The following is a 21,017-nucleotide window of genomic DNA, read 5'->3' as shown; positions in this document are numbered from 1 at the left end:
CACCAGGACCGAGCGAGATTTTTGGATGAGATCAGCTACTACCGCCCAGCTTGGAGCCCGCCATCCGCATTTTTTCGCCATTGTCAAATATGCGTTGGCGGGTGACTGGCTTGCCTGCACAAGCTCGTTGTCCAGATAAGTGGATCGCCGTTGGCTGATCGCGCCGCTGCGACAAGGGACGGTCGAACCATGCTTGCCCGGCATCTGTAATATAAGACCGCCGAGCGTTGCAAAATCGGAGGCAACGCATCTAGGTCCCGTCGCCACAGGACGGCCGATCCACCCTCTAGGATCGTGCGCGTACAGCGGTTACAGCGCGGAATGACCGATCCCGCGCCTGATGTTCAGCCCAGCAGGGCCGAGATACTCGAATTTGCCCGGAACGCCCTCGATCAGGATCCGGGCAATGCGTATGCGTGGAGCTTGCTGGGGGTTTCGCTGCGCAGTGCCGGGCGCCTGCCGGACGCCATTGCCGCCCATTGGCGCGGACTGGAACTGGACCCGCACAACGGCAATATCTGGTCGAACCTCGGCAATGCCCTGATGGACGCCGGTCGCCTGGACGAGGCACTGGTCGCCCATGCGCAGGCGACGACGTTGGACCCTGGCACTGCGCTGCTTCGCTTCAACCGTCTTGTCGCGCAACGGCGCGCGGGCGATTTCCACGGCGCGCTCGAATCTTTGGACGTGATGGAGGGGCTCGATCCCGATAATATCGCCGTCGTCTGGGAGCGCGCGCTCGTCCGGCTTCAGCTGGGCGATTATGCGGCGGGATTCCAGGACTATGGCGCCCGCCGCCATCTATCGAGCTTCCGCATCAGTTCGCTTCCCGGAGAGGAATGGGATGGTCGGCCACTGAACGGTCGCCGCATCTTTCTGGCCACGGAACAAGGCTTTGGCGATGCGCTGCTGGTTGCTCGCTATGTCGCGCAGGTGAAGGCGTTGGGCGGCCACGTAATCTACCAGTATCACCCGGAACTGCGGCAGGTGCTCGACAGCCTGCCGGCGGACGAGTTTCATGTGCGCGGCGCTCCGTTCCCTGACTATGACGTATGGTTGTTCCAGATGGATCTGCCGGTCGTACTGGGCACGCGGATCGACAATGTGCCGCCGCCGGTTTCACTCCATGTGCCGGAGGCATCCCGTGCGAAGATGGCTGCATTGATCGGTGCCCGCCGCCCCGGCATCCTGCGTGTCGGGATCGTCTGGTCCGGCCGCGTGACATTTGGCGAGAACCACCTGCGCGCCACCAGCCTGGATGCGTTCATGCGACTGGCGGAAATACCCTCGGTGCGCCTTTACAGCCTCCAGAAGGATGGCCCTTCGGCCGAGCTGGACGATCCAGACACCCAGCGCCTCGTCACGCCGCTTGGCCCCCACCTCGACGATTTTGCCGACACCGCCGCCGCGATCGAGCTGCTCGATCTGGTGGTGATGACGGATAGTTCAGTGGCGCATCTCACCGCATCGCTGGGCAAGCCGGTCTGGAATCTCGTCCAGCACGTGCCGTACTGGATTTACGGCGACCGGAACGACACCACCCCCTGGTATCCGACAATGCGGCTGTTCCGTCAGGGCGCGGACCGCGATTGGAACAAGATATTCACGCGCGTCGCCGAAGCGCTTCACCGCGAAGCATGGCTGAATCAGGCGGCATTACCCATCATCCATTCGACATAGCGCGTCACCCCGTCCCGAACGTCGGTGAACTTGTGGGTGCAGCCCGCAGCCCTTAACGCGGAAATATCCGCCTGCGTGAAGCTCTGGTAGCGGCCGACCAGATGCTCGGGAAAATCGATAAACTCGATCGTCCCCTTGCCCGCCGCAGCGACTACGGCCTGCGCCACGTCCAGAAACGGTTTCGCCGTTCCCGTACCGCAATTGAAAATGCCCCGCGCGCCGGATTGCCATGCCCACAGATTGACCGCCGCAACGTCCGCAGCGCTGATGAAATCGCGCGATTGCTGACCCGGGCCACAGCCGTCGTGGGCACCGAACAACTGCGCCGGCCGGCCTCCCGCAACCTGATTGAACAAGTGAAAAGCCATAGACGCCATGCCGGCCTTATGGGCCTCATACGGTCCATAGACGTTGAAATAGCGCAGCCCCGTCACCGGCGCGCGATCGGGGCGGGCGTTCGATCGCACATAGTCGTCGAACAGCTTCTTGGAATACGCATAGACGTTCAGCGGCGCCTCGTTGGCGGGCACCTCGGCGAAGTTTCGGCTGTTGCCATATACCGCCGCCGACGACGCATAGATGAACGGAATTCCGTTATGCTGGGCAAAATCGAACAGCAGCTTCGACAGGCGATAATTCCGCTCCATCATCCGCCGGCCGTCCCACTCGGTCGTGGTCGAACAGGCGCCCTGATGGAAGATCGCGTCGACCTGCCCCAGCGACTCGCCGGCCTCTATTCGACGATAGAAACGATCCATGTCCTCATAGTCCGCGATGCGCGCACCGCTCAGATTGGCGAATTTGCGCCCATCGGTCAGGTCGTCCACGACCAGCAGGTCGTCGCGCCCAGCCGCATTGAGGGCCCGCAGCAGGTTGGCGCCGATCATGCCCGCCCCGCCCGTAACAACGATCATGCGCCATTCTCCCGCTTGCCGCCATTGCGCTTCCTGTACCCGCATCGGCTTGGCCACGCGAAGATCGCCGTTTATACAGAGGATGCGGTGACGAAAAGGTACACGCGTTGACGGAACAGCGGGACCGATCCGCCAGCGCCTTTTCCCAGGGGCTTGCCTATGGCAGCGCCGGTCAGCACGATCGGGCGCGGGACTGTTTCGAGGAAGCAGTCAGGCACAACGCAAATGATGCTGCGGCGCGTTTCAATCTCGCCTTAGCGCTCCGCAATTTAGGCCGGAAACCGGAAGCCGCCGAGACGCTCCGGACTATCCTAGACCATCTTCCCGATCAACCCGACGTCCTGTTTTGCCTCGCGGAGCTGCTGCGCGAAATGGCCTGTTATGCAGAGGCGCTCACGCATCTTTCCCGTCTGAAGAAAGTCGCACCGCGTCATGGCGGTCTCGACGAAGCGCTCGGCCTCGCTCTGTTGCGTACCGAGGCCCCGGAGCAGGCGGAGTCCCCGCTGCGACGCGCCATAGTACAGAATCCGGCTTGCGCACCCGTGCTCAACAACCTCGGCGCCGCCTTCATGGCCCAGCGACGCCCCGCTGACGCCGAGCGCCTCTATCGCCGCGCAGCGGTCATTGACGAAGCGACGCCAGCCTATCGAAAGAACCTGGGGGTCAGCCAATTGCTGCAAGGCAAGCTGGTCGCGGGGTTCCGAAATTATGAGGTGCGGCGCGAACAAAAGATCTGGGGCTGGAACCGGGATTTTTCAGGGAAGCCCGAATGGTGCGGCGACTCCATCGACGGCCGTACGATCCTGGTCTATTTCGAGCAGGGACTGGGCGACAGCGTCCAATTCGCCCGCTACTTCCCGGTTCTTAAGGCCATGGGCGCACAGACGATTTTCCTGTGCCAGCCGGAACTCGCGACACTGCTCGCCCGCGTGCCGGGCATCGACCGGCTGATCGCTGTCGGCGATCCACTGCCGGACTTTGATTGCCACACCTCGCTCATGAGCCTGCCCAACCGGCTGGGTACGACGGTCGCGACCATTCCCGGTGGCATACCGTATCTTTCCGCTGCCCCCGATCTTGCGCGATGGTGGGCCCGTCGCATGCCGGGTGAGGGCCTTCGCGTGGGCATCCATTGGCAAGCACGCGGGCCGGAGCGGTCCATCCCCACCGCAGCGCTGGCACCGCTGGCTGCGATCCCGGACGTCCGCCTGTACAGCCTCCAACCGGAAGCCGGCGCCGAACGCGCGCTGCTGGGCGAGATGGGCATAGTCGTGCGGGAAGAAATTGCACCGGAGCGCACCAGCTTTGAAGACACCGCGGGGATGCTCGCCAATCTCGATCTCGCCGTGTGCTGCGATTCATCCGTGGCGCATATTGCCGGTGCGATGGGTGTCCCCGTGTTGATGATCCTGCCTTGGCTGGGGGACTGGCGCTGGATGATGGATCGCGATGCAACGCCCTGGTATCCGCGCACGCGTTTGTTCCGCAGTCCATCCCGTGGTGACTGGGACGCGCCGATCCGCGCCGCTGCATCGGCGATCGCGGCTGCAGGACGCTGAGTCCTGTGGGCATTCGGACATTTACATCCGCCCGCTCGCACCGATAAGAGCTTGCCCCTCGAACGGGCGGCGATCGTCAAAGGGGTTGGCTAGGACATGATGGGAGGGGGTATCCCGATCACGCTTGTCGCAGGGGGGGCGGGCTTTCTGGGATCGCACTTATGCGAAGCCATCCTGAGCCAGGGCCGCGCCCTTGTGTGCCTCGACAATCTTCAGACGTCCAGCAAGGCGAATATCGCGCATCTGCTGCGGAATCCCAACTTCCGCTTCATCCATGCCGACGTCATTGATCCGCTACCCGACGAAGTGCTGTCACTGGGAAGCCAGGTGACACAGGTCTATAACCTGGCATGTGCAGCGTCTCCGCCGCAATATCTGGCCGATCCGGAGCATACGATGCTTACCAATGTGGTGGGCACCAACCATCTGTTGCGCTTCTCCGAACGCAACAACGCGCGTTTTGTGCTGGCTTCTACGAGCGAGATATATGGCGATCCCGACGTCCATCCCCAGCGAGAGGAGTATCGTGGCGCGGTGAACTGTACCGGCCCCCGCGCCTGTTATGACGAGGGCAAGCGCGCCGCGGAAGCGATGACCTTTGATTTTGGTCGGCTAGGCCGAGCAGACGTGCGGGTTGCACGCATATTCAACGCTTACGGCCCACAGATGCATCCCGCAGACGGGCGTGTGATCTCCAATTTCGTAACGCAGATCCTGCAACGACGTGACGTGACGATTTATGGGGATGGCACCCAAACCCGCAGCTTCTGTTATGTCTCCGACATCATCCGAGGGCTGGTTGCCCTTATGGATTCGGATGGTCTGCCGGTGGGACCCATCAACCTTGGAAATCCCTACGAATGTTCGATCAACGAGCTGCTCGACATGATCGTCGCTCTGTCCAGCCCACCCGCCCGAATCGTTTACCAGCCGCTTCCGATGGACGATCCACACCAGCGACGACCGGATATCACGCGCGCGCACCGGCTTATCGCCTGGTCCCCTACCGTTCCGCTTCGTCGCGGTTTGATCGAGACAATAGCGTGGTTCACGCAGCGCCTAGGGATCATGACCCATTGATGGGGGAGGAGTCGCCCACACTGCCGCACGATGCGTCGTGCGCTATCTCGGCTCCACATACTTCGAACGGGAAACTGGTGTGCCGCACCTGTCCCGGCATCTACAAGACCGGCAGCACGCCAGGAGCGCAATCCATATGACTACGGAAAAGGTCGCGTTAATAACTGGCGTTACCGGCCAAGACGGGGCCTATCTCTCAGAGCTTTTATTGAGCAAGGGGTATACCGTACACGGCATCAAGCGCCGATCGTCTTCGTTCAACACAGGACGAATTGAGCACCTCTACCAGGATCCGCACGAAGCGAATCCGCGCTTTATCTTGCACTATGGCGATTTGACGGATTCGACGGGTCTCATCCGGATCGTGCAGCAAGTGCAACCCGACGAGATATATAACCTCGCGGCGCAAAGCCATGTCCAAGTGAGTTTTGAAACGCCTGAATATACTGCTAATGTGGACGCAATCGGGACACTTAGGCTACTTGAGGCAATCCGCATCCTTGGCCTGGCAGGAAAGACACGGTTCTACCAGGCATCAACATCAGAACTTTACGGCTTGGTGCGAGAGAGCCCTCAGAGCGAGACAACGCCATTCTATCCGCGGAGCCCCTATGGGGTCGCCAAGCTTTACGCGTATTGGATCGTCGTAAACTATCGCGAAGCCTATGGTATTCATGCGTCCAACGGAATTTTGTTCAATCATGAGAGCCCGCTGCGCGGCGAAACCTTTGTAACACGTAAAATTACGCGCGCCGTGGCCGCCATCAAGCATAACTTGCAAGACAAGCTCTATCTCGGCAACCTCGACGCAGAGCGCGACTGGGGGCATGCACGCGAGTATGTACGCGGCATGTGGCTTATGCTTCAACAGGACGATCCGGACGATTATGTCCTGGCGACAGGCACTACGACAATCGTGCGGGATTTCGTAACCTGCGCTTTTGCGGAAGCCGGTATCGAGATCACGTGGTCGGGAACCGGCGTCGATGAGAAAGGGCGCTGTGCAGAGTCCGGCCGCGTGCTCGTGGAGATTGACGCCCGCTACTATCGCCCCACCGAAACGGACACGCTGATCGGCGACGCATCAAAGGCCAAGGCGAAACTTGGCTGGTCGCACGAGACCAGCTGGAAGGAACTGTGCGCAGAGATGGTACGGGAAGATTTGATCCGTGTGCCGCTGGAGCGGCAGCGCAATGACTAAGGATGCCTTTTCGCTTTCTGGTAAGCGTGTCTGGGTGGCTGGACATCGAGGCCTGGTGGGTTCCGCCATCGTCCGGCGGCTCGCGCGCGAGGATTGCGAAATCGTAACGGTCGATCGGACACGGTTGAACCTGCTCGATCAGCAGGCGACCTTCGATTGGATTGCGGCGCAAAAGCCAGACGCCATTTTCCTGGCAGCGGCCAAAACGGGCGGCATCCTTGCCAACGACAGCCTTCCCGCCGATTTCCTTTACCAGAACCTGACGATCCAGGCGAATATCATTGAAGGCGCGCTTCGCGCAGGGACCAGTAAGCTGCTCTCCCTGGGATCAAGCTGCATCTATCCCAAATTGGCCGAACAGCCGATCGTCGAAGAGGCGTTGCTGACGGCGCCGTTGGAGCCGACCAACGAGTGGTATGCGATCGCCAAGATCGCGGGAATCAAGCTCACGCAGGCCTATCGGCGGCAATATGGCGCGGACTTCATTTCCGCGATGCCTACCAACCTATACGGCCCCAATGACAATTTTGACCTGGCATCCAGCCACGTGCTGCCCGCCCTGATGCGCAAGGCGCATGAGGCGCGGTTGCGCGGAGACCGGCACCTTGTGATCTGGGGAACGGGAACGCCGCGACGAGAATTTCTGCACGCCGATGATTGCGCGAATGCCTGTATCTTCCTGATGAAGCACTATTCAGATGACATGCACATCAACATCGGCTCCGGTGAGGAGGTCACGATTTATGAACTCGCCGAGATGATCTGCAAGGCCGTCGGCTTGGAAGGCGGCATTGTAACCGATCCGGGAAAGCCCGACGGCACGCCGCGGAAATTGTTGAATTCTGCGCGACTCCGTGCGCTGGGCTGGGCACCGAGCATCGATCTGCTCGAAGGCATTGGAGCGACGTACCGTTGGTTCCTCGAAAACCAATCGGCACCTGTCTGACGGTTGCGGCCCCAAAGTAGGCCCTGAGGAGCCTAAGCGCGTTCTACTGCGCTTCGGCGATCAGTGCCGCTGCCTGCGCGCCGGTCCAGTCCATATCGCCCGCAACTCGCCACACTTCCTTGCCGGCCGAATCATACAGAATGGTCGTCGGCAGGTTGAGCGCCATCGTGGTGCTGAACGCGGCATCCGCGTCGAGATAGGGCTTGAGCGCCTTGAACCCCGCCTTGGCGAAATAGGGCGCGACTTTCTCCGCGCCGCCGAAATCCTGGCTGAGCGGCACGACCTGCACCTTGCCCGCTTGCTGCACCGCCAGTGCGTCCAGCGTCGGCATTTCCTTCACGCAGGGCGCGCACCAGGTCGCCCACAGGTTGAGCAGCACCGGCTTGCCCGCGAACGTCGCGAGCGTCACCTTGGCGCCCGATGGATCGACGAACGCGATCGTCGGGGCTGCTTCGCCCTTGTGACTGCGGTCCACCTTGCCGCCGGGCTGGGGCGTCGCGACGGGCGCCGCGACACTGGATGTCGTTTCGTTCGCTTGCTGCGCGGGCTGGGATTGCCTATCGCAGCCACCGATTACGGTAGCGGACAGCAGGAGAAGCGCGATTACTGAGCGCAAGGACGGCTCCAATGCAATGTGGGGAGGGCGCTTCGCCGAGGGCCCCTCTTCGGTCATGCGGGAGATAAACGCCTCGATCCCCTTCGACAAGCGGATGTGGCAACAGGATATTCGCGGCAGCCGCGCGCATGTCGCGATGCTGGGGCAACAGGGCATCGTCTCGCCCGCGGATGCAGCGACGATCGCGGCGGGCCTGGAGCAAGTGGCCGAGGACTTCGCGGCGCAGGGGGTGCCCGACGACCTGACACTCGAAGACATCCATATGCTCACCGAGGCGCGGCTGTCCGACCGGATCGGCCCGGTAGCGGGACGCCTCCACACCGCGCGCTCACGCAACGATCAGGTGGCGACCGATTTCCGCCTGTGGGTCCGCGATGCGATCGACCAGGCCGAAGCGGCGCTGGGCGCGCTCCAGGACGCGCTGCTCACCCGGGCCGAGGAACATGCCGACAGCGTGATGCCGGGCTTCACGCATCTTCAGGTCGCGCAGCCGGTGACGCTGGGCCACCATCTGATGGCCTATGTCGAAATGGTCGGGCGCGATCGTTCGCGCCTGCGCGATGCTCGCGCGCGGATGAACCTGAGCCCGCTCGGATCCGCGGCGCTCGCCGGCACGGGGTTCGACCTCGACCGCGAAATGACCGCCGCCGCGCTCGGTTTCGACGGGCCGACGCGCAACTCGCTCGATTCGGTGTCCGACCGCGACTTCGCGATCGAATATCTGACCGCCGCCGCACAGACCGCGCTGCACCTCAGCCGGCTGGCGGAGGAATTCGTGATCTGGGCCAGCCAGCCCTTCGCCTTCGTAGCGCTGTCCGATCAATGGTCGACCGGCAGCTCGATCATGCCGCAGAAGCGCAATCCCGACGCGGCCGAGCTGGTGCGCGGCCATTCGGGCCGCATCGTCGGCAGCCTGGTCAGCCTGATGATCACGATGAAGGGCCTGCCGCTCGCCTATTCGAAGGACATGCAGGACGACAAGCCGCCGGTGTTCGAGGCGCACGACCTGCTGGGCCTCAGCATCGCGGCGATGACCGGCATGGTCGAAAGCGCGACGTTCCGCACCGATCGGATGCGCAGCGCCGCAGAGGCGGGGTTCTCCACCGCGACCGACCTGGCCGACTGGCTGGTCCGCGAAGGCGGCATCCCCTTCCGCGAGGCGCATCACATCACCGGGCGCGCGGTTGCGGCGGCGGAGGCGGCGGGCATCCGGCTCGATCAGTTATCGATCACCCAACTCAAGGAAATCGACGACAGGATCGACGATCGCGTATACGGCGTTCTCAGCGTCGAGGCGTCGGTATCCAGCCGCACCAGCTTCGGCGGCACGGCGCCGGTGCGCGTCCGCGAGGCGATTGCCGCCGCGCGCCGCATGCGTGAGGAGGAAGGGCGATGAAGCGACTATTGCTGCCGATCGCGCTGGCCGCGCTGCTGAGTGGATGCGGCGCGCGCGAGGAACTGACGCCGCCGGTGGGCCAGGCGCTGCCCCCCGCCCCCTATGGCGCCGAGGAGCCGCCGACGGCGGGCAACCTGCTCGCGCCGCCCGACCAGACCCGCCCTGCACGCAGCGACGACCTGATCGAGAGTTCGCAAAAACGCCGGAGCGACAAGTTCGACCTCCCGCCGCCCAACTGACGGAATACCATGGACCATTTTTCCCTGATCGACGGCGAGATGTACGTCGAGAATGTCCCGCTCGCGCGCATTGCCGAGGCGGTCGGCACCCCCGTCTATGTCTATTCGACGGCGACGTTCCAGCGCCATGCCCGCGTGTTCCGCGACGGGCTGAAGGATGTTCAGCGCAAGCATCTGGCCTTCGCGGTAAAGGCGAATCCCAATCTGGCGGTGCTGCGGCTGCTCGCCAATGAAGGCTTTGGCGCCGATGTGGTCTCGGGCGGCGAGCTGAACCGCGCGCTGGCGGGCGGCATGGCGGCGAAGGACGTGGTGTTCTCCGGCGTCGGCAAGACCCGCGCGGAGCTGGAACAGGGGCTCGACCTCGGCATCGGCCAGTTCAACCTGGAGCTGGAGGAAGAGGGCGTCGTGCTGGCGTCGCTCGCCGCCGCGCGCGGGCTGCGCGCGCCCGCCACGCTGCGCGTCAACCCGGATGTCGATGCCGGCACGCACGAGAAGATCTCGACCGGCAAGGCGGAGAACAAGTTCGGGCTGCCGATCGACGAGGCGCCCGCGATCTTCGATCGGCTGGCACCACTGCCCGGCATGAACCTGCGCGGCGTCGCCGTGCATATCGGCAGCCAGCTGACCAGCGTCGAGCCGCTGGAAAAGGCCTTTCTGCGCGTGGGCCGGCTCGTCGCGGATCTGCGCGCCGCCGGGCACACCATCACCCATGTCGACCTGGGCGGCGGCCTGGGCGTGCCGTACCGCGCGACCGACAACCCGCCCTCGCCCGCCGAGTTCGGCGCGATGGTGGCCCGCGTGACGCGCGACTGGGACGTCGAGCTGATGTTCGAGCCGGGCCGCGTGATCTCGGCCAATGCCGGGGTACTGCTGACCAAGGTGCTGTGGGTAAAGCCCGGCGTGGTCCATCCCTATGTCATCGTCGACGCCGCGATGAACGACCTCGCCCGCGTCGCGCTGTACGATGCCTATCATGATTTCGAGGCGGTGCGCCCCAGCGGCGCGCGGATGATCGCGAATGTGGCGGGGCCGGTTTGCGAAAGCAGCGACGTGTTCGCCAAGGGGCGCGAGATCGACGTCGTAGCCGGCGGCGACCTGGCGATCTTCCGCTCGGCGGGCGCCTATGGCGCGACGATGGCCAGCACCTATAACAGCCGCCCGCTGGTGCCCGAAGTGCTGGTGTCGGGCGATCGGTTCGAGGTGGTCGCAAACCGCATCTCGGCGGAGACGATCATGGGCGCCGAGACGGTGCCGGACTGGCTGAAGTGACTCTGGCCGCCCTGCCGCTGTTCGTGCGACTGGCGGGGCGCCCGGTGATCCTGATCGGCGAAGGCGAGCCCGCCGATGCCAAGCGCCGGTTGCTCGAACGCGCCGGCGCGAAGATCGTCGGCGAGGACGAGTCCGCAGCGCTGGCAATCGTCGCACTCGACGCGCCCGAGGAGGCGGTGGCACGGCTTCGCGCGCGCGGCGTGCTGGTGAACGCAGTCGATCGTCCCGAACTGTGCGACTTCACGACGCCGGCGATCGTCGATCGCGATCCGGTGATCGTCGCGATCGGCACCGGCGGGGTGTCCGCCGGGCTTGCCGCCGCGCTGCGCCAGCGGCTCGAGGCGCTGTTGCCGGCCAATCTTGGGGCCCGCGCAAGGGCGCTGCATGCCGCGCGCACGGCGCTGCGGGCACGCTGGCCCGATGGCGGTGCACGCCGGCGCGCGCTGGCGCAGGCCTTTGCCGGCCCGCTGGATCCGCTCGCCGAGGCTTCCGACGACGCCGTTGCGCGCTGGCTGGAGGCGGCGGACGGCGAAGATGCGGCCAGCTTCCTCGCCTTTTCGCCGACCTCGCCCGACCCGGACGACCTGACGCTGCGCCAGGCGCGCGCGCTGGCCCGCGCCAACCGTGTGTTTCACCATCCCGAGGTGCCCGCCGCCCTGCTCGACCGCGCCCGGGCCGATGCCGCGCGCATTGCATGCGACGCGCCGCCCGCAACGCCGGGGCCCGGCCATTCCATCTTTATCGAGAGAATCGCATGAGCGGTTTCGCCTATGTCGTGCGCGCCGGAAAGGCAGAGGCGATGCCGCTGCGCCAGGCCCTACAACAGAACGCCGACCTCGTCTGGTGCCACCTGACCACCAACGATGCGCGCGCCCAGGCATGGCTGGGCGGCGAGGCGAAGCTGTCGCCCTTCATCGTCGAGGCACTCACCGCAGCCGAAACCCGGCCGCGCTGCGACGCCGTCGGCGAAGGGGCCGTCATCAACCTGCGCGGGCTGTCGTCAGACCAGCTGGCCGCCTCCGATCCGCTGGCGTCGATCCGCATCTATGCCCATGGCGGCTGCGTATTCTCAGCCACGCGCAAGCAACTGACCGCGCTCGCGCCGGTGCGCGAGCAGGTGGAGGCGGGGCAGGTGCTGGACCCGGGCGACCTGATCGCCGCAATCGCGCTTGAGATCACCGAGGAACTCGATCCGATGGTGGCCGAACTCGGCGATTCGCTCGACGATTGCGAGGCGCAGATCGCCACGCACCGCGCCTTCACACTGCGCCGCATGGTCAACCAGACCCGCAACGAGGCGATCGGCTATCGCCGCTTCCTCAATCCGCAGCGCGCGGCGCTGGAGAAGCTGGCGGCGCTCCCGGCGGACTGGCTGCGCGACGACGATCGGCTGCATCTCTCCGCCGCCGCCGATCGCGCCGCGCGCATGGCCGAGGAGCTGGAAAGCATCCGCGAGCGCGCCGCGCTGACGCACGAGACGCTGACCGACCTGCGCGCCGAACAGATCGACCAGCGCTCGCTGCTGATCGCGGTGGTGGCGATGGTGTTCCTGCCGCTGACCTTCCTCACCGGCCTGCTCGGCATGAATGTCGATGGCATCCCCTATGCGCATCAGCCCTGGGCCTTTTGGGGCGTGGTCGGGGTCAGCGTGGTGCTGGCGGCAGTGATCGGCGCCTATTTCATCCGGCGCCACTGGTTCGAGAGCTGAAGGATCAGGCCTTCAGCGTGCCCAGTTCCTCGTGCAGCGCCTGGATCGTCGCGAGCAGCCGCGCGCGATCGGCACGGACATTTGCCATTTCGCTGCGGACCTCGCCCAGTTCGATTGCCCGGCTCGCAATCCGGGCGTCGAGCGCCAGGTTGCTGCGTTTCAACTCGTCGATCCGCGCCGCCCGCGCCAGCACCCGCTCGATTCGGGCCGCCAGCAGGGCGAAGTCGAACGGCTTGGCGATGCAGTCATCGGCGCCGGCGTGCAGCGCGTCGACAATCGCCACCGCGCGGCTGTCGCACGTCAGGAACAGCATCGGCAGGTCCGACGTGTCGCGCGAACCGCGGATTTCCCTGACCATGTGCAGGCCGGGGGCATCGGGACCGTTCATGTCCAGCAGCACCAGGTCGAAGCCACGCGCGGAAATCAGCTCGAGCGCCTGGCTCATCGAATCGCTCAGCACGACCAGATAGCCCAGCGCGCCAAGCTGCTGCGCGAATCCGTTCAGGCTCGTGCGATCATTGCCAACCGCCAGGATGGCGCGCGTGGCACGACGGCGCAGGCTCCCCAGTTCGCGGCTCGTTGGCTGCTCCATTCCCCGCCCTCAATTTTCGACACGACAAGAGGCTAGGGGAAAGCCCTGAGGAAAGCGTTAAGCGGGCCCGCGCTCAGCGTTTCAGGAACGCGAAAATCTGGTCGACCATCAGCCCCATCTGGGCGCTGCAACGCTCCTGCGCGTCGCCCGGCTCTGCGGTGTTGACCGCAAGCCCGATCGGCGTCGGCCAGCCGCGCAGTGCGTGGGTCACCGTCCGCAGCGCCTGCAGGGTCGCGACCGCACCCTGCCATCCCGCGCCGGTCGCGATCAGCCCCACCGGCATCCCATCGAAATAGACGCGATCGTCGGTCCGCAGGTCCTCGGCATAATCGAGTGCGTTCTTGACCAGGCCGGAGAGTGTGCCGTGATAGCCGGGCGAGCCGACGATGATCGCATCCGCGCTCCGCAGCGCCGTCAAATACCGCTCGATCGCCGGATTGCCTGCGCCCGCGCCCGGCTCGAAATGCGGAAAGGCTATGTCCGGCCCGGTGAACAGGCTGGTCCGCGCGCCGCGCGCCTCCGCCATCGCCAGCGCGGCGGCGAGAAGGCGTCCGGTGGAGGATTCAGGCCGCAGGGTTCCGCCGATGGCGACGATATGGGGAGCGCTCATGCCCCTTGCGCTAGCCGAAACCATTGCACCGCGCCAGCACTCCCGCGCCGCACGGACGACAGATTTCGGGTCATCCGCGCACGCTGGCCCAGGCCCCGGCAATGTCGTCCAGGCTGTCGGCCGCATCCCGGAATGGGCCGGGATCGCTCCCCAGGCTCGCGCGCACGATCTGTTGCCGCAGCCCGTGGTAGAAAGTCGCAAGCGTGCGCGATACCTCCCCCCCCTTTTCGAAATCGAGTCCGGCCTCCAGCGCGAACAGCACCGCCGTGGCGCGCGCCACGCGCTCGCTCTTCACCGCAAACTGCTGCTTCTCCGCCGCCCAGGCCGCCGCGCGCAGCGCCGCCGCGCCCTCTTCGTATAACAGCTCGACCAGCCGGTGCGGGTCGGCGCCGGTCGTGCGCCCGGCAATGTCGATGCGGCGATAGGTGTCGGCGGGGTTGCCCGCCAGTGCAGTGGCATAGCGCGGCATCAGTTGTTCGCGTTCCAGGCGTCGATCTGCTGGGTCAGGAATGTCTGGGTCGATTTATAGGCAGCGACCTTGGCGTCCATTGCCGAGAATTGCTGTGTCATGCGGGTGCGCATCGCCTCGGTCGCGGTGGCCACCTTGTCCTTTTCGTCCGCCAGCGCCGTCTGCGCCTTGGTATAGCTCGCCTCGCTCGCCCCCAGCCCGACCTTCGTGCTCGTCGCGGTCGTCGCGATGGCGGAGAGCGCCTGGGTGATCCCCGCGCCCGCCGCGAAAATCGCCTCCACCTGCTGCGGGTTGCTTACCAGCACGCTCGACAGCCGCGTGGCGTTGACCTTGAGCGTGCCGTCGCGCTGCGTCGCCACGCCGATGTCGGCAAGCGTCGCGGGCTCGCCCGACGCCGCGCTCGGCACCAGATTGGTCAGCGTCAGGCTCTTGAGCTGGCGCAAAAGCTCCTTGGCCGCAGAATCGCTGCGCAACGGCCCATCCACTGCGCTCACCGCCGCGCTGACCGATTTGTAGAGTTCGTTATAGGTGTCGACGAAATTGGTCACGGTCTGGCTGATTTCGCTCGTCGGGGTAGTCGACCCGATCGTCACCTTGGTGCCGACGGCTGCCGATACCAGGTCGATCTTCACGCCCTCGAATAGCCCGTAAATTGTGTTGGTCGGATAGCTGAGCGTCACGCCGTCACTCACCACGGTCGCGTTCTGGGCAGTCGCGCTGATCGTCGATCCGGTCGCGGTGCGCCCGATGTCGAGCGCGCTCAACCCGTCGCTGCCGGTCAGCTCGAACGCCTGACTCTGCCCCGTCGCGCCCTTCACCACCAGCCGGGCGCCCGCGCTGTCGGTGACGATCGACGCCGTCACCCCGGCCTTGGCCGTGTTGATCGCGCTCGCCACGCCGGCCAGCGTCGCGTGGGCCGAATCGATGTCGATCTGCACGGGCGTGCCGCCGCCGGCGGTAAAATCGGTCATGGTGCCATCGGTCACGCTCGCCGTGCCGAACGTCAGCGTCAGCGTGCCCGTGCCCACCGTAGCGCTCGACCCGCCGGTAAAGGCCGCCGAACTCGCCACCTGCGCCTGCGCGCGCTGGCGCACTTCCAGCGTGCCGCTGAGGCCCGACAATTCCGCGCCGGCCAGCCGCGACACGGCCACCACGCTGCTGTTGGAGCTGGTCGGCTGCGTCGCCAGGCTCCCCCCAGCAGTCAGCGACGACAGCGCGCTGGCAAAATCGGTGATGCTGCTCTTCAGCTCGGAGACCTTGGAGATCTGCGCGGTCAGCGCATCGCCCTTCTTGGTCAGCGCGACATTCTTGTTCTCGAACGCATTCTCGACGAGCGAGGTCACCAGCGCGCCGACATCAATGCCCGACCCGGTCCCCAGTGTCTTCGCGATCGATTCGATGGCCATGCTATCCCCCTGTCCCGTTAAGCGGCAGCGCGCGCCCGCGCTTTAGGCCGGGCGTTCCATTTTGCGGCCATTCTCGTCGAACAGTGCAGTCGGCGGCACCTGCACCGGCGGCGGCGCCGCGCCCGCCCGGCCGTTCACTCCGAACACGAAGGCGAGCACCGTCGCGATCGCCATGTACAGGTCGTCGCGCACTTCCTGGTTCTCGCGGCTGGTGTAATAGACGGCGCGCGCCAGGCTGGGATATTCGAGCACGGGCACCTGGAACTCCGCCGCCAGCTCGCGGATCGCCAATGCGGTCTGGCCGCGCCCCTTGGCGACCACCACCGGCACCTGGTCCTGCCCCTGGTCATAGCGGAGCGCGACGGCGAAGTGCGTCGGGTTGGTCAGCACGACATGCGCGGTCGCCACGGTCTTGCGGAACCCGCCCTTCAGGATTTCGCGCTGGCGCTGGCGCAACATGCCCTTCAGCTCCGGCGAGCCTTCGGTTTCCTTGTGCTCGTCGCGGATTTCCTGCTTGGTCATGCGCAATTGCTGCATATGGCGCAGGATCTGGATCGGCAGGTCGATTCCCGCGATCACCAGCAGCCCCGCCGCCATCACGAACAACAGCGTGACGAACTGCCCGCCCAGCGCGCCGACCGCGCTGTTGATGTCGGCGGCCGAAACCAGCCCCATCGACCCGCGCGTCATCGACCACAGCATCCACCCGCCGATCGACCCGAGCAGCACGACCTTAAGCAGCGACTTGCCCAGTTCGATCCAGCCGGTCGGGCCGAAGATCCGCTTTAGGCCCGAGGCCGGGTTGATCCGCGACGCCTTGGGCGCGAACAGCCCGTTGTTCCAGCCGAACGCGCCGAGCCCCGCCTGGCTGAGGATCGCCGCGACCACGGTGAAGGCGAACAGCGCCCCCATCGACGGCAACAGCTTCCACCCGGCGGACGCCAGCGGGCGCCACGGCTCGAAATGCTCGACATCGCGCAGGTCGAACGAAAAGCTGGCCGTCATCACTGCCTTGCACGCCGACAGCAGCGAAGGGCCGAAAAACGCCATCCACGCACATCCCGCGAGCACGACGATCGCGGTGCCGAAATCCTTGGATTTTAGAAGCTGCCCGTCTTCCCTTGCCTTGCGCTTGCGTTTCGGGGTTGGGGCTTCTGTCCGCTCGCCGGCGCTCTCCGCCATCAGCCGAGCACCAGCCGGGGCACCGCGTCGAGCCCTTCATGAATGATGACGAGCAGGTAATCGCCCATCGCGGGCAGCGCGAGCAGGATCGCGACCACGCCTACCGCCAGGCTGGCGGGCAGGCCGACCGCGAACAGGTTGAGCGCCGGCGCCGCGCGGCTCAGCATCCCCACCACGACGTTCAGGCACAGCAGCAGGAACCCCACCGGCAGCGCGAGCAACAGCCCGGCGGCAAAGGCATAGCCGCCGAACATCGCAATGCCGAACAGCCGTTGCGGCGCGATCCAGTCGCCCGGCGGCATCGCGGCATAGCTGCGCACGATCAGGTCGACGAGCAGCAGGTGCCCGTCGACGGCAAGGAACAACAGGGTCAGCAACAGCGACAGAAACTGGCCGAGCGCGGGCGAGGAATGGCCGCTATTGGGATCGACCGCATTGGCGAAGCCGAGCCCCATCGACATGCCGATCACTTCGCTGGCGATCAGCGGCGCCGAAAAGGCGATCTGGAGCACGAAGCCGAGCGCAAGCCCGATCAGCGCCTCGGCAGCGACACTGACGAAGGTGATCAGCGAGAAAACATGTTCGGGCGGCGTGATGTGGACGGTGTTGACCACCAGCACCCCGATCGCGCCGGTCAGCGCGATGCGCGCCGGCAGCGGCACCGACACCGCACTGAACACCGGCGCGGCCAGGAACGCCGCGCCGATGCGCACCATCGCATACAGCAACGCCCAGAGCTGCGGCTCGATCGAGAGGCCGAAGCCCATCATAAAACCCCTCTCCCCTTGTGGGAGAGGGGCGGAGCCGACGCAGTCGGCGGGGGGGTGAGGGGGAAGGAATTAGGTGCATCCCCCTCACCCTTCCCACCGCCTGCGGCGGCGGGCCCCTTCCCTCTCCCACAAGGGGAGAGGGAAAAAGGAGCCCTTGCCCTCACTTCACCAGATCCGGGATGCGTTCGAAGATGCTCGTCGTGAAATCGCCGAGCAGCCCCAGGATCATGCCGCCGAAGATCACCAGGCTGATGCCCACAACGATCAGCTTGGGCACGAAGGTCAGCGTCTGTTCCTGGATCGAGGTCGCGGCCTGCACCATGCCCAGGATCAGGCCGGACAGCAGCGCCGGAATCAGGATCGGCGCCGATGCGAGCGCAAGCACCCAGATTGCCTCGTGCGCGGCGGTCAGGAAATAATCGGCGTCCATCGCTAACTCGCAAAGCTGGAGGCAAGGCTGCCCATCGTCAGCGCCCAGCCGTCTACGAGGACGAACAACAGCAGCTTGAACGGCAGCGAGATGATCGTCGGCGACATCATCATCATCCCCAGCGACATCAGCACGGTGGCGACGACCAGGTCGATGACGATGAACGGCAGGAAGATCAGGAACCCGATCTGGAACGCGGTCTTCAGCTCGCTGGTGACGAAGGCGGGGAGCAGGACCGAAAAGGGCACGTCGGCGGGGCTGGCATAGGGGCCGCTCTTCGCCATGTCGGCGAACATCTTCACGTCGCGGTTGCGCGTCTGCTTGATCATGAACCCGTGCAGCGCGGTGCCGGTGCCGGCGATCATCTGGGTCGCGGTGATCTTGCCTTCGGCATAGGGCTGGATCGCGGTCGTGCTCGCCTGGTTCACCACTGGCGCCATCACGAAGAAGCTGAGGAACAGCGACAGGCCGATCAGCACCTGATTGGGCGGCGTCTGTTGCAGGCCCAGCGCCTGGCGGAGCAGCGACAGCACGATGATGATGCGCGTGAAGCTGGTCATCATCAGGACGATGCCGGGCAATACCGACAACAGCCCCATGATGATGAGCACCTGGAGCGACAGGCTGAGCGGGGCGTTGCCGCCGCCCAGGTCGCCCAGCGCGCGGTCCACCGCGTCGCCCACCCCCGGCGTCGCTGCGGGCACCGGCAACGGCGCGCCCTGCGCAAGGGCGGGCCCGGCGAACAGGATCAGAAAGCCGAGCAGCGCCACGAACAGCGCGGCGCGCGTGCCGATCGTGCGCGGCACCGAAAGCGTCAGCAGCATCAGCGCGCCGCCTTGTCCACCAGCGTCACGCCGGTACGGCTGACCGAGACGAGCAGCTTCTGCCCCTCGAACTCCACCACCGCGAGTCGCAGCCCGGGGGAGAGCATCATCGTCTCCTTGACCTGCACCATCCGCGTGCCCTGGTTCTTGGGCAGCCGCGCCTCGAGCTTGCGCCACGCATAGAGACACCCGATCAACAGCCCGCAGACGAGCGGGAGCAGGACGACCAGCTTGAGGATGTAAGACCAGAGCATCAGCGCGCGGTCCGCTTGTCCGGGCTGACCAGTTCGGTCATCCGCACGCCGAACTTCTCGCCGACGGTGACGACTTCGCCGCGCCCGATCAGCGTGCCGTTGACGAACACGTCGAGCAGCTCGTTGGCGTCGCGGTCCAGCTCGATCACGCTGCTTTCGCCCAGCGCCAGCAGTTCGCGCAGGCTAAGTGCAGTCGATCCGATCTCCACCGTCAGCTTGACGTCCACGTCCTGCAACAGCCGGAAATTGGCGGCGATCGCGCCATCGACGGCGAAGGCCCCGGTCAGGTCGTTCATCGGAAATCCTCTTCGGTAATCGGTTCAAGGCTGGTGAGGCGCACGGCGGCGTGGCCATTGGCGGTACCGACCAGCCCGGTGCCCAGGCGGCGCTGCGCCACCATCACCGGCACTTCGGCACCGAATTCGATCGGAATGACGTCGCCGATCTTGAGTTCGAGCAGGCGGCCCAGCGAAATCACCGGCTCCGCCAGCACCGATCGGACCGGCAGCTTCACCTGCATCACCGCGCGGGTCAGCCCGCTGCGCCATTGCGGCTCCACTTCTTCGCCCGCGCCGTGGACCTTGACGGTCAGCGCGGCGCCGTGCGGCTTGAGCGCGGCGATCGGATAGAGAATGTCGACGAAGTGCGGCTTGCGCTCGCCCTGGGCGATGCCGAAGCGCGTGACGACCACGGCCTCGTCCCCGCCCAGTTCGGGCAGCGCGGCGATATTGGCCTCCACCGGCTGGAAGGCGACGCGCGTCAGCGGCTCCCATGCGGCCTCCAGCGGGCCGACGATCGCCTGTCCCAGCCGCGCGACCAGCGCCTCTGCGGCGGGGGTGAATTCCTCGGGCAACTGCGGCGCGACATCGCCGTCGCCGCCGAAAAAGGCGTCGAGCATCTCCAGCACCAGATGCGCGCCAAGCGCGAGCTGGACCCGGCTGCGCGCGCTGCCCATCGCCAGCGGCTGCCACGCGGTCGGCCCCGCGCCGCGCTCGGCCCGGTAATCGGCGAAACGTTCGACCGACAGCGGCTCGGCCCATACGCGCAGCTCGCGGCGCAACATCGCCTCAAACACGCCCTTCAGCCCCTTGGCAAGCCGCGCGCTCAGATGCTGGAGCGTGACCAGATCGCCGAACGGATTCGGATTCGCGGCAGCCCCCAGCGCCGGCGCGTGTTCCGCGCTGACCCGGGGTCGCTCGCGCCGATCGGCCAAAGTGTCTGGGGCGTTAACCATGCCCGTTCACTGAACAATGAAATTGGTAAAGTAGACGTTACTGACGCCGCCAAAGCCTTCCTTTTCCTGCAAAACGGCGTTGATCGCCTTCACCAGCCGCGCCTGGATGCGGCGCTTGCCCTCGGCGGTGAACACTTCGTCCTCGGTCGTCTCGCCCAGCGCCATCAGCACCTGCGAGCGAATCGCGATCTCGTGCGTCTTGATGTTCTCGAGCACGCGGGCGTCATAGGGCGTCGACACCGCGATCCCCACCTGGACGAAATGGACGCTGTCCTGCAGGTTCGACGTGAACTCCTTTTCCATCGGATAATAGCTGGACGCATATTTGTCCCCGCCCTCGCCCGCCGGCGTCGGCTTGCCGCCATGGCTTTCCGCCGCACCCTCGCCATGCCCGCCTTCGCCACCGCCCAGCGTCGCGCGCTTTTCCTCGCTCTTGGGCACCAGCCGGGGGCCGTCATGCCCCTCCGCCGACGCAGCGGCGTTGAGCCAGCCCGCCTTCATCGCATAGACGGCGCCCCCGCCGCCGACGCCGAGCAACAGGATCGGCACGCCGGCAATCAGCAGCAGCTTGCCCTTTTTCTTCTTGGGTGCAGGCGCAGTGTCGTCAGTTTTTTCGGCCATGATGGTCTCCCTCGATC

The 21,017-nt window shown here is 65.5% G+C and carries 24 protein-coding genes; 10 read left to right on the top strand and 14 right to left on the bottom strand.

What is annotated here, in order from left to right; genetic code table 11:
* Nucleotides 1-321 precede the first annotated feature (321 nt).
* Nucleotides 322-1,680: a tetratricopeptide repeat-containing glycosyltransferase family protein gene (locus ACG3SL_RS20060; protein WP_448662908.1), complete on the top strand. Its 1,359-nt coding sequence runs from the start codon at nucleotides 322-324 to the stop codon at nucleotides 1,678-1,680.
* On the opposite strand, the gene rfaD is transcribed toward ACG3SL_RS20060, so the two are convergent.
* Nucleotides 1,647-2,594, bottom strand: a complete 948-nt coding sequence (rfaD, locus tag ACG3SL_RS20055; protein ID WP_448662907.1) for an ADP-glyceromanno-heptose 6-epimerase — start codon at nucleotides 2,592-2,594, stop codon at nucleotides 1,647-1,649. The genes ACG3SL_RS20060 and rfaD overlap by 34 nt on opposite strands.
* Before the next feature lie 107 nt (nucleotides 2,595-2,701).
* Here rfaD and ACG3SL_RS20050 point away from each other — a divergent pair, with 107 nt between their 5' ends.
* From ACG3SL_RS20050 to fcl, 4 genes are all read left to right on the top strand, one after another.
* Nucleotides 2,702-4,153 carry a tetratricopeptide repeat-containing glycosyltransferase family protein gene (locus ACG3SL_RS20050; protein ID WP_448662906.1) on the top strand — a complete coding sequence of 484 codons (1,452 nt, stop codon included), beginning with the start codon at nucleotides 2,702-2,704 and terminating at the stop codon, nucleotides 4,151-4,153.
* A 96-nt stretch (nucleotides 4,154-4,249) separates the two neighbouring features.
* Nucleotides 4,250-5,233, top strand: a complete 984-nt coding sequence (locus tag ACG3SL_RS20045; protein WP_448662905.1) for an NAD-dependent epimerase/dehydratase family protein — start codon at nucleotides 4,250-4,252, stop codon at nucleotides 5,231-5,233.
* Between the two features lie 136 nt (nucleotides 5,234-5,369).
* Nucleotides 5,370-6,434 (top strand): GDP-mannose 4,6-dehydratase, encoded by a 1,065-nt coding sequence (gene gmd / locus ACG3SL_RS20040; RefSeq protein ID WP_448665183.1) that lies wholly within the window; start codon nucleotides 5,370-5,372, stop codon nucleotides 6,432-6,434.
* The gene (gene fcl, locus ACG3SL_RS20035; RefSeq protein WP_448662904.1) at nucleotides 6,427-7,380 is read left to right on the top strand and encodes a GDP-L-fucose synthase; all 954 of its coding nucleotides are present in this window, start codon (nucleotides 6,427-6,429) and stop codon (nucleotides 7,378-7,380) included. Before gmd ends, fcl begins: the two co-directional genes overlap by 8 nt.
* 43 nt (nucleotides 7,381-7,423) lie before the next feature.
* Here the strand turns inward: fcl and ACG3SL_RS20030 are convergent, their stop codons facing one another.
* Complete coding sequence (locus ACG3SL_RS20030; protein ID WP_448662903.1) at nucleotides 7,424-7,855, bottom strand: TlpA family protein disulfide reductase; 432 nt, start codon at nucleotides 7,853-7,855, stop codon at nucleotides 7,424-7,426.
* A gap of 157 nt (nucleotides 7,856-8,012) precedes the next feature.
* On the opposite strand from ACG3SL_RS20030, the gene argH reads away from it, so the two are divergent.
* The 5 genes from argH to ACG3SL_RS20005 are packed head-to-tail and all read left to right on the top strand — an operon-like array spanning nucleotide 8,013 to nucleotide 12,608.
* Entirely contained in the window at nucleotides 8,013-9,392 is a 1,380-nt protein-coding gene (gene argH / locus ACG3SL_RS20025) for an argininosuccinate lyase (RefSeq protein ID WP_448662902.1), read from the top strand.
* Entirely contained in the window at nucleotides 9,389-9,631 is a 243-nt protein-coding gene (locus ACG3SL_RS20020; RefSeq protein ID WP_448662901.1) for a hypothetical protein, read from the top strand. The genes argH and ACG3SL_RS20020 overlap by 4 nt, the downstream gene beginning before the upstream one ends.
* Nucleotides 9,632-9,640: 9 nt before the next feature.
* Nucleotides 9,641-10,900 (top strand): diaminopimelate decarboxylase, encoded by a 1,260-nt coding sequence (gene lysA, locus ACG3SL_RS20015; protein ID WP_448662900.1) that lies wholly within the window; start codon nucleotides 9,641-9,643, stop codon nucleotides 10,898-10,900.
* Nucleotides 10,897-11,658, top strand: coding sequence for a precorrin-2 dehydrogenase/sirohydrochlorin ferrochelatase family protein (locus tag ACG3SL_RS20010; protein ID WP_448662899.1), 762 nt, complete (start codon nucleotides 10,897-10,899; stop codon nucleotides 11,656-11,658). Before lysA ends, ACG3SL_RS20010 begins: the two co-directional genes overlap by 4 nt.
* Nucleotides 11,655-12,608 (top strand): zinc transporter ZntB, encoded by a 954-nt coding sequence (locus ACG3SL_RS20005; protein ID WP_448662898.1) that lies wholly within the window; start codon nucleotides 11,655-11,657, stop codon nucleotides 12,606-12,608. Before ACG3SL_RS20010 ends, ACG3SL_RS20005 begins: the two co-directional genes overlap by 4 nt.
* Before the next feature lie 4 nt (nucleotides 12,609-12,612).
* Here ACG3SL_RS20005 and ACG3SL_RS20000 read toward each other — a convergent pair whose 3' ends face one another.
* The 12 genes from ACG3SL_RS20000 to ACG3SL_RS19945 form a co-directional block, all read right to left on the bottom strand.
* Nucleotides 12,613-13,200, bottom strand: coding sequence for a response regulator transcription factor (locus tag ACG3SL_RS20000; RefSeq protein WP_448662897.1), 588 nt, complete (start codon nucleotides 13,198-13,200; stop codon nucleotides 12,613-12,615).
* A gap of 73 nt (nucleotides 13,201-13,273) precedes the next feature.
* Nucleotides 13,274-13,810: an NADPH-dependent FMN reductase gene (locus ACG3SL_RS19995; protein ID WP_448662896.1), complete on the bottom strand. Its 537-nt coding sequence runs from the start codon at nucleotides 13,808-13,810 to the stop codon at nucleotides 13,274-13,276.
* A gap of 70 nt (nucleotides 13,811-13,880) precedes the next feature.
* Nucleotides 13,881-14,279 (bottom strand): flagellar export chaperone FliS, encoded by a 399-nt coding sequence (locus ACG3SL_RS19990; RefSeq protein WP_448662895.1) that lies wholly within the window; start codon nucleotides 14,277-14,279, stop codon nucleotides 13,881-13,883.
* On the bottom strand, nucleotides 14,279-15,685 hold the full coding sequence (fliD, locus tag ACG3SL_RS19985; RefSeq protein WP_448662894.1) for a flagellar filament capping protein FliD: 1,407 nt from the start codon (nucleotides 15,683-15,685) through the stop codon (nucleotides 14,279-14,281). Before fliD ends, ACG3SL_RS19990 begins: the two co-directional genes overlap by 1 nt.
* Before the next feature lie 42 nt (nucleotides 15,686-15,727).
* Nucleotides 15,728-16,867 (bottom strand): EscU/YscU/HrcU family type III secretion system export apparatus switch protein, encoded by a 1,140-nt coding sequence (locus ACG3SL_RS19980; protein WP_448662893.1) that lies wholly within the window; start codon nucleotides 16,865-16,867, stop codon nucleotides 15,728-15,730.
* Nucleotides 16,867-17,637, bottom strand: a complete 771-nt coding sequence (gene fliR, locus ACG3SL_RS19975) for a flagellar biosynthetic protein FliR (protein ID WP_448662892.1) — start codon at nucleotides 17,635-17,637, stop codon at nucleotides 16,867-16,869. Before fliR ends, ACG3SL_RS19980 begins: the two co-directional genes overlap by 1 nt.
* 160 nt (nucleotides 17,638-17,797) lie before the next feature.
* Nucleotides 17,798-18,067: a flagellar biosynthesis protein FliQ gene (gene fliQ, locus ACG3SL_RS19970; RefSeq protein WP_448662891.1), complete on the bottom strand. Its 270-nt coding sequence runs from the start codon at nucleotides 18,065-18,067 to the stop codon at nucleotides 17,798-17,800.
* Between the two features lie 2 nt (nucleotides 18,068-18,069).
* Nucleotides 18,070-18,891: a flagellar type III secretion system pore protein FliP gene (gene fliP / locus ACG3SL_RS19965; RefSeq protein ID WP_448662890.1), complete on the bottom strand. Its 822-nt coding sequence runs from the start codon at nucleotides 18,889-18,891 to the stop codon at nucleotides 18,070-18,072.
* Nucleotides 18,891-19,145: a flagellar biosynthetic protein FliO gene (locus ACG3SL_RS19960; RefSeq protein WP_448662889.1), complete on the bottom strand. Its 255-nt coding sequence runs from the start codon at nucleotides 19,143-19,145 to the stop codon at nucleotides 18,891-18,893. Before ACG3SL_RS19960 ends, fliP begins: the two co-directional genes overlap by 1 nt.
* Nucleotides 19,145-19,441 (bottom strand): flagellar motor switch protein FliN, encoded by a 297-nt coding sequence (gene fliN, locus ACG3SL_RS19955; protein WP_448662888.1) that lies wholly within the window; start codon nucleotides 19,439-19,441, stop codon nucleotides 19,145-19,147. The genes ACG3SL_RS19960 and fliN overlap by 1 nt, the downstream gene beginning before the upstream one ends.
* Complete coding sequence (locus ACG3SL_RS19950) at nucleotides 19,438-20,379, bottom strand: flagellar motor switch protein FliM (protein WP_448662887.1); 942 nt, start codon at nucleotides 20,377-20,379, stop codon at nucleotides 19,438-19,440. The genes fliN and ACG3SL_RS19950 overlap by 4 nt, the downstream gene beginning before the upstream one ends.
* Before the next feature lie 6 nt (nucleotides 20,380-20,385).
* A complete protein-coding gene (locus ACG3SL_RS19945; protein ID WP_448662886.1) occupies nucleotides 20,386-21,000 on the bottom strand; it encodes a flagellar basal body-associated FliL family protein in 615 nt (204 codons plus the stop codon).
* Nucleotides 21,001-21,017: the final 17 nt, after the last annotated feature.

The sequence above is a fragment of the Sphingomonas degradans genome, from assembly GCF_053502645.1.
Note: the sequence above shows the minus strand (reverse complement) of the source record. Positions and strands in the feature narration are given on the sequence as shown.